This is a genomic window from Paenibacillus liaoningensis (genome assembly GCF_059609455.1).
The window spans coordinates 83662-97027 of record NZ_JCAALU010000011.1 but is presented as its reverse complement, the minus strand read 5'-3'; the positions used below and the strand labels follow the sequence as shown (position 1 = coordinate 97027).

At 50.0% G+C, this 13366-nt stretch carries 16 protein-coding genes; 8 read left to right on the top strand and 8 right to left on the bottom strand.

The window, feature by feature from the left end:
* The 4 genes from AC6B99_RS17865 to AC6B99_RS17850 form a co-directional block, all read right to left on the bottom strand.
* Positions 1 to 681 carry an ABC transporter ATP-binding protein gene (locus AC6B99_RS17865; protein ID WP_056036399.1) on the bottom strand — a complete coding sequence of 227 codons (681 nt, stop codon included), beginning with the start codon at positions 679 to 681 and terminating at the stop codon, positions 1 to 3.
* Complete coding sequence (locus AC6B99_RS17860) at positions 678 to 1802, bottom strand: FtsX-like permease family protein (protein ID WP_494861272.1); 1125 nt, start codon at positions 1800 to 1802, stop codon at positions 678 to 680. Before AC6B99_RS17860 ends, AC6B99_RS17865 begins: the two co-directional genes overlap by 4 nt.
* Positions 1803 to 1900: 98 nt before the next feature.
* On the bottom strand, positions 1901 to 3328 hold the full coding sequence (locus AC6B99_RS17855; RefSeq protein WP_494861270.1) for an ATP-binding protein: 1428 nt from the start codon (positions 3326 to 3328) through the stop codon (positions 1901 to 1903).
* The gene (locus AC6B99_RS17850; protein ID WP_494861268.1) at positions 3325 to 4002 is read right to left on the bottom strand and encodes a response regulator; all 678 of its coding nucleotides are present in this window, start codon (positions 4000 to 4002) and stop codon (positions 3325 to 3327) included. The genes AC6B99_RS17855 and AC6B99_RS17850 overlap by 4 nt, the downstream gene beginning before the upstream one ends.
* Before the next feature lie 115 nt (positions 4003 to 4117).
* Here AC6B99_RS17850 and AC6B99_RS17845 point away from each other — a divergent pair, with 115 nt between their 5' ends.
* The 3 genes from AC6B99_RS17845 to AC6B99_RS17835 all read left to right on the top strand — a co-directional run bounded on the left by AC6B99_RS17845 (position 4118) and on the right by AC6B99_RS17835 (position 6390).
* Complete coding sequence (locus tag AC6B99_RS17845; protein WP_494880886.1) at positions 4118 to 5002, top strand: NAD-dependent epimerase/dehydratase family protein; 885 nt, start codon at positions 4118 to 4120, stop codon at positions 5000 to 5002.
* A gap of 29 nt (positions 5003 to 5031) precedes the next feature.
* Positions 5032 to 5847, top strand: coding sequence for a GNAT family N-acetyltransferase (locus AC6B99_RS17840; protein ID WP_056036410.1), 816 nt, complete (start codon positions 5032 to 5034; stop codon positions 5845 to 5847).
* 96 nt (positions 5848 to 5943) lie between these two features.
* The gene (locus tag AC6B99_RS17835; RefSeq protein WP_056036412.1) at positions 5944 to 6390 is read left to right on the top strand and encodes a DUF1284 domain-containing protein; all 447 of its coding nucleotides are present in this window, start codon (positions 5944 to 5946) and stop codon (positions 6388 to 6390) included.
* A gap of 387 nt (positions 6391 to 6777) precedes the next feature.
* Here AC6B99_RS17835 and AC6B99_RS17830 read toward each other — a convergent pair whose 3' ends face one another.
* Positions 6778 to 7512: an MgtC/SapB family protein gene (locus AC6B99_RS17830; protein WP_056036414.1), complete on the bottom strand. Its 735-nt coding sequence runs from the start codon at positions 7510 to 7512 to the stop codon at positions 6778 to 6780.
* 453 nt (positions 7513 to 7965) lie between these two features.
* Here AC6B99_RS17830 and AC6B99_RS17825 point away from each other — a divergent pair, with 453 nt between their 5' ends.
* The 3 genes from AC6B99_RS17825 to AC6B99_RS17815 all read left to right on the top strand — a co-directional run bounded on the left by AC6B99_RS17825 (position 7966) and on the right by AC6B99_RS17815 (position 10121).
* A complete protein-coding gene (locus AC6B99_RS17825) occupies positions 7966 to 8517 on the top strand; it encodes an MOSC domain-containing protein (protein WP_496663904.1) in 552 nt (183 codons plus the stop codon).
* 65 nt (positions 8518 to 8582) lie between these two features.
* On the top strand, positions 8583 to 8846 hold the full coding sequence (locus AC6B99_RS17820; protein WP_235533177.1) for a DUF7667 family protein: 264 nt from the start codon (positions 8583 to 8585) through the stop codon (positions 8844 to 8846).
* A gap of 303 nt (positions 8847 to 9149) precedes the next feature.
* The gene (locus AC6B99_RS17815) at positions 9150 to 10121 is read left to right on the top strand and encodes an ankyrin repeat domain-containing protein (protein WP_496663903.1); all 972 of its coding nucleotides are present in this window, start codon (positions 9150 to 9152) and stop codon (positions 10119 to 10121) included.
* 132 nt (positions 10122 to 10253) lie between these two features.
* Here the strand turns inward: AC6B99_RS17815 and AC6B99_RS17810 are convergent, their stop codons facing one another.
* A complete protein-coding gene (locus AC6B99_RS17810) occupies positions 10254 to 11006 on the bottom strand; it encodes a CPBP family glutamic-type intramembrane protease (protein ID WP_494880893.1) in 753 nt (250 codons plus the stop codon).
* Positions 10972 to 11532, bottom strand: coding sequence for a helix-turn-helix transcriptional regulator (locus tag AC6B99_RS17805; protein WP_494880895.1), 561 nt, complete (start codon positions 11530 to 11532; stop codon positions 10972 to 10974). The genes AC6B99_RS17810 and AC6B99_RS17805 overlap by 35 nt, the downstream gene beginning before the upstream one ends.
* Before the next feature lie 233 nt (positions 11533 to 11765).
* On the opposite strand from AC6B99_RS17805, the gene AC6B99_RS17800 reads away from it, so the two are divergent.
* Entirely contained in the window at positions 11766 to 11984 is a 219-nt protein-coding gene (locus AC6B99_RS17800; RefSeq protein ID WP_056036420.1) for a helix-turn-helix transcriptional regulator, read from the top strand.
* Entirely contained in the window at positions 11981 to 12694 is a 714-nt protein-coding gene (locus tag AC6B99_RS17795; RefSeq protein ID WP_056036422.1) for a DUF3169 family protein, read from the top strand. The genes AC6B99_RS17800 and AC6B99_RS17795 overlap by 4 nt, the downstream gene beginning before the upstream one ends.
* On the opposite strand, the gene AC6B99_RS17790 is transcribed toward AC6B99_RS17795, so the two are convergent.
* Positions 12669 to 13352 carry a hypothetical protein gene (locus tag AC6B99_RS17790; RefSeq protein ID WP_056036424.1) on the bottom strand — a complete coding sequence of 228 codons (684 nt, stop codon included), beginning with the start codon at positions 13350 to 13352 and terminating at the stop codon, positions 12669 to 12671. The genes AC6B99_RS17795 and AC6B99_RS17790 overlap by 26 nt on opposite strands.
* Between the last annotated feature and the right edge of the window lie 14 nt (positions 13353 to 13366).

Below are 13366 nucleotides of genomic sequence, written 5' to 3'. Positions count from 1 at the left end.
TTAAGCGGTGACTAATACGCCATTTTTCAAATGTAAAATGCGGTCACATAAATGCAGTACACGCTCATCATGGGTAACCATAACGGCGGCTTTTCCATGTGTTTTCACCTCACGGGCGAGCATCGCCACAACATCTTGTCCACGGCTCGCATCCAGGCTCGCCGTCGGCTCATCGGCAAATAAAATAGCCGGGTCATTCATCCAGGCACGCGCAATGGCAACACGCTGTTTTTCTCCGCCAGAGAGCTGATTCGGATAGGCTGACCGCCGATGCAGCAATCCCAGACGCTCCAGCAGTATCGCTGATCGTACCTGAGCCCCTCGTTTATCCCTATCAGCCAGCTTGGCGACGAGCATAAGCTGCTCCTCCACCTTCAAATATGGAAGCAAATTAGCGCTTTGAAAAATAAAACCGATGTTATGCAGCCGCAGCTTGCTGAGCTGCTGCCCGTTTTTGCCGGCAAGCGATTCGCCGTCGATGAGCACCTCGCCGCTTGTCGGCGTCAGAAGCGCCCCTGCGATGGATAGAAAGGTGCTTTTGCCTGAGCCGGAAGGCCCCATAACCGCGACGAGCTCTCCCGCCTTTACTTCAAGCGATAGCTTATCCAGCACGGTCAGCTCGGTATCGCCATCATGATAAACCCGTGTAATTTCATTCAGCATAAGCTTTGTCGTTGTCATCCTGCAGCCCTCCCTATCGCATCAAGCGCATCGGTTCGCGTCACTTGAAGGACTGAAACAAGCGAGCCAAGCAGCGACATGGCGATAAACAGCAGGCAAGTATAGCCGATTGTCACTGGCGATAGCTGAAATGGCATGGAAGCAGGCAGCGCCGCCTGCATGACCGCGACCAGCATGCAGCTTACGGCTAAGCTTGCGACAGCGAGGACAAGTGCTTGAGCCACAACGCTGCGGGCTAAATAGATGGTTTTGGTGCCAATTGCTTTAAGGATGCCGAATTGGCCTGTCTTCTGAATGGTAATGACGTAGAAGAAGACGGCAAGCACGAAAGCGGAAATGACGAACAGGAAGCCGATCATCATCATTAGCGAGCCTTGCTCTTCCTTGTAGCCGGGAATGCTGGCTACCGCTTGTTTATTCGTAATCATTTCCGTACCTTCAAGCTGCTGTGAAAGCAGCTCCGCTTCTGCATCCGTTGCTTGAATGGCGATGGCGTTGAAGGGAGCGGCAAATGAGGGATCAGCCGCAGCCCGGCCTGCCATTTGCTGCTTCAGCTGCTGCCAGTCGCGCAGGTTCATAAATACGGCAGGCGTATGGCTGAACGACTGATTTTCCGTAAAGCCGCTAACAGTCCACGTGAGTCCCGTCGTTTGGTCATGCAGCAAGCTGCCGACGGTAATGCCTTCCTCCGCCAGCTTGCGGTCTACGACAACTTCCCCGGCTCCCGTGTTTGTGACGGCTGAGCCGGAGACGACCGTCGGAGCGAGCCAGCTGCCCATGTCCACACCAAATAACGTAATGTCTGTTTTCATCCCGTCTGTTCCGCCGGTTACCGTCGTCATCTGCACGCCAAGCCGCTGGGCATTCACGTCGCCAACGACCGAACGGGCGGTGTTAAGCTCCTTCTCCCCAACGATGGAGCGGGCGAAGCGCTGGCTCGCGTCCTGCTGCATAAGGAAATGGGTAGCAGGCATATTTTCAACCGCAGAGGCATTCGCATAAGCGAGCCCGCCCGCAAGTCCGGTTACGAACAGGACCAGAAAGGAAACGAGCAGCATAATCGCCATAATGAGCAAATAACGGGTTTTGGCAAAACGCATTTCTCTAAGAGCCAAATACATTCTCATCCCTCCTACTTGTGATGCCACAAGTGTAGAAAGTGAAAATGAACGGCGTATGAACGGCAAATTACAAATGAGGATAACCATAAAACGATAAGTTAGGGTTGGGGAAGTGTCACGGTGAAGGTCGTGCCTAGACCGGGCTCGCTTGCAGCCTCAATCGTCCCGTTATGCAGGTGGACGATCTTTTGGGTAATGGCGAGCCCTAGCCCAGAGCCGCCCGAGTCGACCGAGTCATCTGGACGGTCGTGTGGGCCAGAGTCTCCACCGATCCCTCGTTCTCTGGCCCGATCGGCGCGGTAGAAGCGATCGAACAAAAACGGCAGCTGCTCCTTGCTGATGCCATCTCCCGTGTCGGTGACCCGAATGACACAGCATCCTCGCTCAAGCTTGGCTTCAATCTCAATCGCCCTTCCTGCCGGCGTGTATTTTACAGCATTGGACAGCAGATTCATCCACACCTGATTAAGCAGCATTTCATCGCCATCGAGCATGAGAGAGCTGGGGACAGCGATCTTGAGCGCAAGCTCCTTCTCCGTCAGCTGCCACTCCATCACTTGCGCAACCTGTCGCAGCTGAGTACGCAGAATGAAGGGCTTGCGCTGAAGCACATCCGCTGCCTGGTCCAGCGAGGAGAGCAGCAGCAGCTCCTTGGTGAGTGCCGCAAGGCGGCGGCTTTCCTCGCCAATGATAGCGGCGTAATGGGTGCGTTCCCCAGCTGGCACATCCTTCTCCGCCAAAGCTTGGGCAAAGCCTTGTATGGAGGTAAGCGGCGACTGGATTTCGTGCGAGACGTTGGCGACGAACTCCTGCCGCGCTTGCTCTACCCGCTCCAACTCCTGGCTCATGGTTGTAAAATGGGCGGCGAGCTGCCCGATTTCATCCCGCCGATTCGTATTTAGGGACAAGGCATAGTGTCCTTGGGCAATTCGCTTCGTTGCTTCCGTCAGCCTCGTGACGGGCTTGACCAAATAGCGGGTGCTGAGCAGGAAGCAGAGCAGGCTGAAGGCGACGGTCAGCAGTCCGATCATCGCGAAGAAGCTGCGCAGCTCGCCAAATTGCAAAATGACATCCGGGCGTATGAACAGGGCGTACTGCTTGCCGTCCAATTGCAGCGGAACGCCAACCGTATTGCTGAGCGTGTTATCGAAAAAGCCCGTAATGAAAGGCTGATTGGGAAACTCTGCGATGCCGTGGTATTGCCCGCCGGCAAGTACGCTGCTCAGCACGTCATCCGCCAGCTCTTTTTCACGAAAGGCACGCCCGAAAAAAAGCTCCTCTTCCTGACCGTCCGCCAGCAATATCTCATAGCCGAGCTCGGCTGCATTGGCAAAGTAAGCGGTGGCCAGCTCCGGCTGGGCTTCAGCGAACTGCTGCATTTGCAGGGCGATGCTCGTCAGCTTGGCATCGTTATAGGGCTTGAGCTTGTTATGATAATAAAGATTGGAGACCAGAAACCCGAGCAGGCTGCTGCCAATAATCGCCGCCATTGCCACTAGAAATACTCTGGAGTATAGCGACTTCATGGCGCTGCCGCCTCGATCTTATAACCGATGCCCCGCACGGTCGTAATGCGAAAATCTTGATCATGAGCGGCAAAACGCTGCCGCAGCCGTTTTATATGCACATCCACCGTCCGTTCATCCCCTTCATAATCCGCCGCCCATACGAGCCGTATAAGCTCCTCGCGGGAAAACAGCCGTCCTGGGTATTCGGCAAGCTGCGCCAGCAGCTCAAACTCCTTAAGCGGCAGCAGCAGCATCGCATCGCCATCGGCAATCTCGTAGTTTCTACGGTCAATGGTGAGGCGGCCGAGCTGGATTTTGTCACTGGAGGAAATGGAATAACGGCGAAACAGCGCCTTGATGCGAAACAGCAGCTCCTCTGGTTCAAACGGCTTGGTGACATAATCGTCAGTGCCGCGCAAATAACCCTGCTCCTTATCGGTCAGCTGTTCCCGCGCCGTCAGCAAAATAATAGGAATATCATAATTCGTCCGAATGTACCCGCACAGCTCTAGTCCATCCATCCGCGGCATCATGACATCTAGTATCGCAAGATCTACCGAATGCTCCTTTAGCTTATGCAAAGCATCCTCTCCCTCTTTTGCCTCAACGACGCGATAACCTTCTTTCGTCATAAAGTGCCTCAGCAGCGTGCGAATATGGGGATCGTCGTCGACTACAAGCAGCGTTTTCATCGTAACCTCCTGAATAAAGCGAATGAATTAGAATTTCCTTATATTTCTAACTGTAGCATTTGCGATAATGTTACAATACAGGAACTATACAAAAATTCAAAGCGTGGAGGTACGGATGGTGAAGGTATTGATTCTGGGAGGAACGCAGTTTTTCGGAAAAAAGCTTGTGCAGCGGCTTATTGATCAGCAGGCGGAAGTGACGATCGTTACTCGCGGCATTAAGCCTGACCCTTTTGGCGACATGGTAAAACGCATATGTGTCGACCGAACTGACGCGGCCGCATTAGCTGAAGCTGTTGGCGGGTCAAGCTTCGACGTCATCTACGACAATATTTGCTTCTCGCCTAAGGAAGCGCGGGAGGCCGTTCACCTATTTAGTGGTCGCACGAGCAAATATATCGTCACTTCTTCGATGAGCGTATATCCATTCGGTGAGGAACCGCTCACGGAGCAGGTTTTTGATCCTTATACTTGCGAGTTGCCCGAGCCAGATACATTCTCCTCCCTCAGTTATGCCGACGGAAAACGGCTAGTTGAGGCGGTTTTTATGCAAGAGGCGCCGTTTCCGGTAGCAGCGGTTCGCTTTCCGATCGTCCTCGGGCCGGATGATTACACCCGCCGGCTGCACTTCCATATTGAACATGTGCAAAAAGAAATAGCGATTGGCATGCCTGCTCCCGCAGCGAAGCTTTCGTTCATTCACTCAAATGAAGCGGCTGAATTCCTTGATTGGCTTGGTAAATCTGAGCTTATAGGGCCGATTAATGCTTGCTCTCAAGGAAAAGTCGGCTTGAATCAAATCATGTCGCTTATTGAAATAAATGTGGGTAAACGTGCAAAAATTGTTGAAAAAGCATCCGAACAACATCAGTCGCCATTTGGAGTGCCGGCTTCATGGTATATGGATACAAGCAAGGCGGAATCGGCAGGATTTGCATTTAAGCACATAGATGGTTGGCTGCCAGAATTGATTGATTTGCTGGCAAAAACGAAGCAATAAAGTGATTTTATAAAGAGGAGAAGAGGCTGATGCTGGAAAGGTTTGAAGGCGATGATACGGTGCTGGAGCAGGCTTCATTCCTCGCCGATGAAGTCGCCTATAATATCATTTACCGAGTTTGTGATTCGGAGACGAAGCTCTGCTGGAAGACGGCGGATGATACGTTGATTTTTGCAAAAACACCCGGCAATAGCGGCTGGCTGTGGATGGCGCCCGGGCTGCCGGACGCGGTTCGTGAGAAAATGGCTCGAAATCTGGCGGGGCAGCTGTATAGAGAAGGCATCGAGGTGACGGGGATATCGGGCAGCCCAGAGCTGGCCGGACTTTTCGCCAGAGTGTATCCGCCGTTAACAGGGCAGAGCCAGCGTCTGCATATAAAGCTGGAGGCTTATCGGTGCCCAGTTGTACGGCAGCCTTCAGGCATCGCGGGGGCCATAAGGAAAGCGAGAGCGGAAGATATTAAGACGGTGGCTGGCTTCATCGCTGCGTTCACACAGGAGGCATACGGCCAGCAGGTGGAGGTAGCTAGCCAAATTCCGGCTGCTGCGGAAATGGTAGAATCGGGTGAATTATATGTGTGGGTGGAGGCGGAGAAGCTTGTATCCATGGCAGCGATAGCCCATCGGACGGCAAGGCATGCTAGAATTAATGCGGTTTATACGGAGCCGGATGCGAGAAATCACGGATTTGCCAGTGCATTGGTTGCAGAGGTGAGCGCCATTATTGTGGCAGGGGGGCTAGAGCCGATGCTGTATGCGGAAGTGCAAAATCCTGCCGCAAATAAAGCGTATCGCAATATTGGGTTTCGCCCCAGCGGACAAATTTTTGAATACCGCTTCACCTAGTACGTCCTGTACACTCGCCGCTTGTTGCTCGCAAGTATGTTAACCTTCGTGATATAATTTGGTTAACAGTGAAAGCGAGAAGCGGGAGGAAGTGTCATGAACATTCGTTTGCGGGGCCATCATTTATTTTGTCTGCTCGGTTATCGAGGCAAGGGCTACTCGGAGGGCTTCTGCGTCAATATGACAGCCGTTTATGAGCAGCTGCGTCAGCAGCCGGATACGGTCATCGAAATTATTGACGGGCCTGACGATATTTGCAAGGCGTTCCCGACGGATAAGCCGTCCCATTGCCAGAATACGAGCGTCTACCAGAAGGACCAAGCCATTTTGAAGGAAGTTGGTTTAACGATAGGCAGTGTGGCAAAATGGTCCGATGTGTGCGAGTCAGTCGCAAGCCGCATTGTGCCTGACGATATTAACCGCCTATGCTCGGACTGCCCATGGCAGCCGTACGGCATGTGCCAGGAGGGCATCAGCCATATCCGCGAATCTCGAGAGCTAAGGGCGCTCCCGGTCCCTTACTTTGAATCTACGTCTAACTAGAAAGTTGCGTGATATATGATATTGGGCAATATTCTAATTTATGGGTTCCTCTTCTTTTATGTTGTTATATTTCTTTTGATCACATTCATAATAAGGAAAAAGTCAAAAAGTAAGATAACACATACGGGTTATTGGATTTTAGCAGTTTTATTCCTATTGTTAGGTATTAGTACTTGGTTACTGTTGGATGGTGCTAATAAGGCTGTAGCTGTTCTCATTCCCGTTATCATGCTGTCAATGATCACTGTCATTAAAATGATGAGGACGCAATAAAAGAAGAAGCAATCCCGAGAGGTTAATACTCGGAATTGCTTCTTTTTGGTTAATGATCATAATTGTAAAGAAATTTAGCTTAAGCTTGGTTTATAACGGGCTTGCCAACTATAATTAAAGCGGTTCACCGCTAATTTCCATGCCCCGAACGCCATCCATGGAGGCCATGACGAGCGTTAGATCGCTGAAAAGGCTTGTTCCTTTGAATTTCACCTGAATAATAACATTCATCGTCTTCGAACCGCCCATTTGCTCGGAGGAGTCATCGTCATCATCCAGTATGGTCAGCTTATGAATTTTCATGCCGTGCTCATGGAAGGTGGCGACTATGTCCTGCAAGCCGGAAGAGTGCTTCGCCAGCTTAAATCTAATTTCATGAATGCGTTTTGCCCGTGAAAATGTTTTTTCCAGTTTGTTGAACACAAACAAAGATATCACCGCCAATGTAGTAGAGATAGCTGCTGCAACATAAAATCCAGCTCCAACCGATAGACCGATGGCTGCTACAACCCACAAAGAAGCTGCCGTTGTCAGGCCCGAAATGCCATTGCCCTTGCGGAGAATGGTGCCGGCTCCCAGGAAGCCGATGCCGCTGATGACCTGCGCCGCGAGCCTTGCCGGATCGAGACTAACACGAGGCTCGTTCGCGAATGCAGCGAATCCGTACATGGATAGCAATACGACGGTAGAAGAGCCTAGAGATACGAGAATATGCGTACGGAAGCCTGCGGAATGGCCCCCGAATTCGCGCTCCAGGCCGACAAGCCCGCCAAGCACGACTGCGAGCAGCAGGCGAATGGTCAGCTCATAATAGCTGATTTCCCATACGGAAGAAACGGCGTTCGTCATGTTAATCTCCTTTCCCGAAGAGTGGCGTCAGCGGCTGCAGACGGGTAAACGAATCAGGTTTATTTTTCAAGCAAAAATGAAAATCTACACGCAAGTACGCTTCCTCCCCATCTTATGCAAATAATGATGCCGTCAACACTTCTGCGGTTTATCAACGATAATACGATCGAATGACCGCTGAGTCAATAGCTGGAAATTCCGGAAAGCAAGTGGAATGAAAGCGCTATACCTAATGCTAGTTTAGCAGAAAGAACGTCCCCGCGCAGTACAATGGCGCAAAATGGATGAAATAAAAGGGCGAAAAAATGAAATATAATAACTTTATAATGATTTATTTGATCAAAAAATACTGTTGAAACCGCTCCTTTACAAGCCCGGCCTGCAAATGAACCCACACGGTGATGAATTCGAGCGAAACATATAAATACTAATTGGTGAAAAGGGGGAGCGCATATGGGTGCTGGGGTTGTGGTAAAGCAGGTTTTACTAGCGGAGGAGAAGGGGACCTTCGTAACCCGCGAAGTGCCAAGCATTGAAGTGCAGCTAGGCGGGATTCCGGGCGACCGTCATTATGGACTGCTCCGTCCAGCGGATTCTCGGCAAAAAATTTATTCTCGCGGCACGATGATTGCAAATCGCAGGCAGATCAGCATTGTGTCGGTAGAAGAGTGTGCGATTATTGCGGAAAATATGGGTTTGCCGCTTATTAAGCCGCAGTGGCTAGGGGCTAACCTGCTTATCAGCGGCATCGAGAAGCTCACGGAGCTTCCGGTGGGGACGAGGCTGCTTTTTCCGGATGGTACCGGCTTAATTTGTGAAGGTGAGAATCTGCCGTGCATCGCCCCCGGCAAGATCGTTGAGGAGGCGATCGGACAAGCGGGGCTGCGCAGCAAATTCGTTCCAGCCGCCCGCAAGCGCAGGGGAATTGTCTGTTCCGTTGAATGCGAAGGCAGCATTAAAACGGGTGACAGCGTACGCGTCATGAGGGTTAAGGCTGAAGGATAGAAACGTGCAAAGCATATTTTGCGGCTGAAAAGGGTACGCTGGCTCGTATAGGGTGGTGGTCGCAAGTGGTAACCCCGTTTCATCAGCGAATGGCGGAGCTGTGGCTGCAAAGCAAAAAAAGACCGCTTTCGCCAAGCGAAGCTGCAGAGCTGGAGCAATGCCAGCAGCTCAATGTGAATTATGTCAGCGAAGCCGCTTATTTGGCGAATATGTCGCTGCTTGCTTCAATGAGCAAGGATGTAGATTGGCAGCATGAAATATGCAAGGAAATCGAGCAATTCCAGCTGACGGGCAAACGGAAAAAATCCGGCACGGCAGGTGCGGAATAAATGCTGAATTCAATAAGCAGCGCAAAATACCGTTTCTTCTAGCGATAGTCTGGAGAAACGGTATTTTTCTGTTTCGGATGTTTCGGCAGTGTAAAACGGTCATTAACACCAAAGGGCAGCAGCGTCATATACACTTGTAGTAGCGTTTAAGGGTAAAATAGAGAGAGGAGTAATGAATTTTTTTAAAATATAGGAAAGGATATGATTTTTTTATCCATTCTCTATATTTCATCGCGAAACGGTAGCTTTGCCGCCAGAGGACGGCTTTCGGCCGTTTACGCTTGGGAAAGCGGGGGAATTTTAATGGGAACAGAATGGGACGAGCGTATGATGCAAGCTAGCAAGAGCGGGAATATAGAAGCGATCAAAACGCTGATTTCCGAAGGCATGGATTTGAATGATTCAAACAATCCAGCTATCGTTACAGCTTCAAAACAGGGCAAGCGCCCCGTATTCGAGTTTTTGCTTAAGCAGGGAGCGGACATTAATGCGGTGTCTCATGTGGGCAGCTCTGCCTTGTCTCATGCTGTCAGCTGGGGAAATGCTAAGGCGGTAGAAGTGCTGCTGGCACTTGGCATTGATGTCACCTTGCATGGCGGCCTTGCTTTGCGCGGTGCGGCGGGCGGGCGTCTGGATTTGGTCAAGATGCTGGTAGAGGCAGGAGCGCCTGTTAATTTTAATGAGCCGGACATGGTGCGCCCGTATGGCGGAACACCGCTGCAAGCAGCTGCCGGCATCGGGCATTTGCCAATCGTTCGTTATTTGCTGGAGGCAGGTGCTGATCCGGCGATTAAGGACAGCTATGGAGAGCGGGCTTACACCGATGCGAAGCGCTATAAGCATAAAGAAGTGATGGAACTCATCTATTCATACGAGCCGAAGGAGCTGCATGATTTCGATAACCGAGCGGCTCAATTGAAAAAAGCAGGCCTTCCCGCCGCCATTATACGCGACCTAGGAGAGACAAGCAGCCGGGTTGAAATGCCGGATTGTGAGCAGGTATCCTATATTGAATTTGGTTCAGTATTGGACGTCTCGGAACTGGAATATGGGGGGCTCAAGCTGCTTAATTTACTTGTTGATATGGACAATTATTCGGCGCTGGGCATGTTCGTCTGGGTGCCGGCACATAAGAAATTCGCCAGCTACGATGTGGAGCATCAGGAGCTGATGCTGCTGCCGGACGCGACATGGGCGAAGCTGCGGAAAAAGCCGGGAGCGTTCATCGACCGCATACTGGACGGTGAGTATGAGCCGTTGGAACTTACGGACTGACTCGGAAACACAACCGGTCCGGTTGCATGCAAATCAATAAAGAGACTTCTGTTCAAGCAGCTGCTGCTTACGGAAGTCTCTTTATTTTTGCAAGCTCATGGAGAGAACTAGCTATATCAAAAAGGTGTTGCGTTAAGCTGCTGCTTTCCCTTTTCTGAGGCTCATGCCTACCCATATGCAGTGCGCCGCGAGGATTGCAATAATAAGCAGATCCGGACCGATGGCGCTGCGATCGTTGCCCAGAAACTGAATCAGGTTATGGACAAAATGGAATAGAATCAGCGGCACAATGTTGCGATTTTTTACCATTAATAACGCAAGGGAAAGGCCGACTGCCAAGGAGTAAACGATTTGAATCGTCGTATCTACCGCATTTTGCCCCGATAAAGCGTTCAAAATATGAGTGACACCAAACAGCAGGCTGGACACAATGACCGCGGTGGAAGCCGATTTGCGCAGCAGGATGTTCAGAATAAGGCCGCGGTAAACCGTCTCCTCTACAAAGCCGACAAGCAAGGTGAAAAAGATGAAGAAATAAATTTCGCCCGGTGTAAGCGCCTTGAGCCCATTCGTGCCAATTACGACCAGCACAGCTACGAGCGGAAGGTAATACTTCCAGCCGCCTTGCGGAATGGCAGACAGCGGGCGAAAGCCGGCAAAGCCCCATTTTTTTCGCAAAGTTAAGTAGATGATCAAGGCAAGCGCAATAGGGATGAAAGAGAGCAGCACAGGTGCGGTATAAGCCAGTTCTTTAATGGTGGCGTAGGCTCCGGCAGCAGAGACAGCAAACAGCAGCAGCAGCTGGATAATAAGGATTGCGAGCACAGGTCTCTTTTCAGAAAAAGCGGGTTTATTTAGGGGATTGGTGTTCGTTGCGGTCATCATTTAAATCCTTCCTCTCTTTAATCGCTTGAATCCACTTCTGCTCCATTAGAAAATAGTCGAGTCCGTAGGACAGCACGGACACTCGGTAATAGTAGTTCTCCGGATTAGGAACTTCCTTCAACTCTCCAGCAACAATGCCGGAGGTGGCCTTCAGCCTGCCAATTTCCTGACCTAAACGCATCTGGTATTCACTAAGGCGCTGCTGGCGGGTGTCTTCATCCAAATAGTCGAAAAAGAAAACCTTGAGCAGCAGCTCGCTTCGCGACAGCTGAATCGGTTCCGCCAGCCAGGCGAGAAAGGTCGCTTTGCCTTCTGGCAGCAGTGTGTAGAGCTTTTTATTTTTGCTATGATCAAGCTCCGCCGATACGCTAACCCAGCGCTTAGTCTCCAAACGCTTTAAGGCGGGATACAAGCTTCCAAAGCTCGCCCGATAGAAAATGCCGACGGAATGGTCAATCGTCTTCTTCATGTCATAGCCGCTCATTGGCTGCTCCATCAACAGCCCCAATATTATGTTTTCTAGCATCGTGATTCACTTCCATTCAGGTATTTGAATTTGTTTATAATGTATCTAATCGATATATCTATTTGATATATATGAGTATACCTCGTTTTGGGAATTCGTCAACCATTTTTTGGAGAGGAGGCAGGCCCGCATGTTCAAAAGTTGAAGGGTGTGTAAGTTTTATTTATTATTTTGACAACTTTAGTTTACATTATGTCATGAATCCTGTATATTAAACGCATGGAGGTGGCCGTATGAAGCTCGATAATCGGGTTCGCGAATTACGGGCTCGTTTTCGAATGAGCCAGACGGAGCTGGCGGAAGCCATCGATGTCTCTCGGCAAACGATCAGCTTAATTGAACGGGGCGACTATTCCCCGTCAGTGGTTCTAGCGTTAAAGATGGCGAAGCTGTTTAAGGAGCCTGTGGAATTTATTTTCATATTGAATGATGAGGAGGAGGAACTTCAATGAGCAAGGGGAAATCACGGAAGCTGCAGTGGGTGCTTATTTTTGTCCTTAGTGGACTATTAGGATTTGGAGTTAGTTATTTTGGCATGTCGAATGCAGGGAAGTTGAATTTCGAAGGGATATCGGTGGGACTTTTTCGCCTTGATATCATCCATATGCTGTTTCTGGTCGCTTCTGTAGGAACTTGGGCTGCGAGCGTAAGGTACTGCCTGAAGTTTAACCAGGAGGAGGATAAGGAAGCGGGAGAGAAACTGCTTAGCTCCAGCATGATGCTGAACACGTTCGGTACGTATACGGCAATCGTTGGAAGCATGACGCTGCTTTCACAGATGATCATTGAGGACTTGCACGGCAAGCCAGTGCTCGCCCTTTTGATTATTTCGATATTGCTGGTGCTGGCGCATATTCGGCTGCAATCGCTGTTGTTTAAAGTGTTTAACCGCAATTTTCCGAAGCGGGTTTTTGATACCGGACGTCCTTTTGGAGCGAAGCAGGCCTATATGGACAAGCTGGATGAGGCGGAGAAATTCATTGTGTATAAAGCGTCATATCGCGCCTTCAACATGATCAACAATACGCTGTATGCGCTCGTATTTGTCACCTTTGCCTACTCCGCGTTAAGCAGCTTTCAATTGTTTCCGTTCCTCATCCTGTTAGTTTTGTTTATCGTGAACAATTTGGCGTATTTCAAGGAGACGAAGAAGTACCAGTAGCAAGCTGGCGCTTAGTGGCTGAACGGGCTTTAACCAGTAAAATCACGCCTATTAACATTTGAATACAGCCAATAAGGACGAAAAACCAAGGAAACACATATCCGAGAATGTTAGCGGTAACGGGAACGACGGCTAATTTATAACCCATTTCATAGTAACCGCTTCGTTTGATCAGGGTGATATCCAGATAATTATCTGTATGCTTGTCTATATCAACCGAACTAGCGGTTACTTGCTGGTCGGGGGAGATATAGACAAGATGGAATGATTTTTTCTCAGGCATCGTTTGTACGATAGCTATTTGATCCTGCTTATGTCCACGCTCATCATTGTTATGAAGGCGAAACACATCAATCCAAGCTCCCTCATAAAATTTTCCATTCTCATGGACAGGAACGTTCATCGGCCCAATAAGAGGAGCATCGTTCAGCAGCACCTGCAGCTCGTATCGATTTCCGCGTGGCTTCGTTACAATTTCAACCTCGTTTCCATTCAACTGACCATGGTTTCCGATCATATCGAGCTGATCAATTGTATATTGCCTGGATATTGACTTGGCTATTCTGCCTTCTCTATTCAACAAATAAATCGGGTTCAGCGAGGCGACGGCGACCCAGAGGCCTAATAATAGGAAAAATATACCGAATATTTTTTTCATGGCGAAAGTTCACA

What these genes read in the sequence shown, in the direction of transcription:
- AC6B99_RS17825 (WP_496663904.1), top strand. Translation starts at nt 7,966, where the DNA reads ATGGGTGCTGGGGTTGTGGTAAAGCAGGTTTTACTAGCGGAGGAGAAG.
- AC6B99_RS17865 (WP_056036399.1), bottom strand. Translation starts at nt 681, where the DNA reads ATGACAACGACAAAGCTTATGCTGAATGAAATTACACGGGTTTATCAT.
- AC6B99_RS17860 (WP_494861272.1), bottom strand. Translation starts at nt 1,802, where the DNA reads ATGTATTTGGCTCTTAGAGAAATGCGTTTTGCCAAAACCCGTTATTTG.
- AC6B99_RS17845 (WP_494880886.1), top strand. Translation starts at nt 4,118, where the DNA reads ATGGTGAAGGTATTGATTCTGGGAGGAACGCAGTTTTTCGGAAAAAAG.
- AC6B99_RS17835 (WP_056036412.1), top strand. Translation starts at nt 5,944, where the DNA reads ATGAACATTCGTTTGCGGGGCCATCATTTATTTTGTCTGCTCGGTTAT.
- AC6B99_RS17830 (WP_056036414.1), bottom strand. Translation starts at nt 7,512, where the DNA reads ATGACGAACGCCGTTTCTTCCGTATGGGAAATCAGCTATTATGAGCTG.
- AC6B99_RS17840 (WP_056036410.1), top strand. Translation starts at nt 5,032, where the DNA reads ATGCTGGAAAGGTTTGAAGGCGATGATACGGTGCTGGAGCAGGCTTCA.
- AC6B99_RS17790 (WP_056036424.1), bottom strand. Translation starts at nt 13,352, where the DNA reads ATGAAAAAAATATTCGGTATATTTTTCCTATTATTAGGCCTCTGGGTC.
- AC6B99_RS17815 (WP_496663903.1), top strand. Translation starts at nt 9,150, where the DNA reads ATGGGAACAGAATGGGACGAGCGTATGATGCAAGCTAGCAAGAGCGGG.
- AC6B99_RS17800 (WP_056036420.1), top strand. Translation starts at nt 11,766, where the DNA reads ATGAAGCTCGATAATCGGGTTCGCGAATTACGGGCTCGTTTTCGAATG.
- AC6B99_RS17850 (WP_494861268.1), bottom strand. Translation starts at nt 4,002, where the DNA reads ATGAAAACGCTGCTTGTAGTCGACGACGATCCCCATATTCGCACGCTG.
- AC6B99_RS17795 (WP_056036422.1), top strand. Translation starts at nt 11,981, where the DNA reads ATGAGCAAGGGGAAATCACGGAAGCTGCAGTGGGTGCTTATTTTTGTC.
- AC6B99_RS17805 (WP_494880895.1), bottom strand. Translation starts at nt 11,532, where the DNA reads ATGCTAGAAAACATAATATTGGGGCTGTTGATGGAGCAGCCAATGAGC.
- AC6B99_RS17855 (WP_494861270.1), bottom strand. Translation starts at nt 3,328, where the DNA reads ATGAAGTCGCTATACTCCAGAGTATTTCTAGTGGCAATGGCGGCGATT.
- AC6B99_RS17810 (WP_494880893.1), bottom strand. Translation starts at nt 11,006, where the DNA reads ATGATGACCGCAACGAACACCAATCCCCTAAATAAACCCGCTTTTTCT.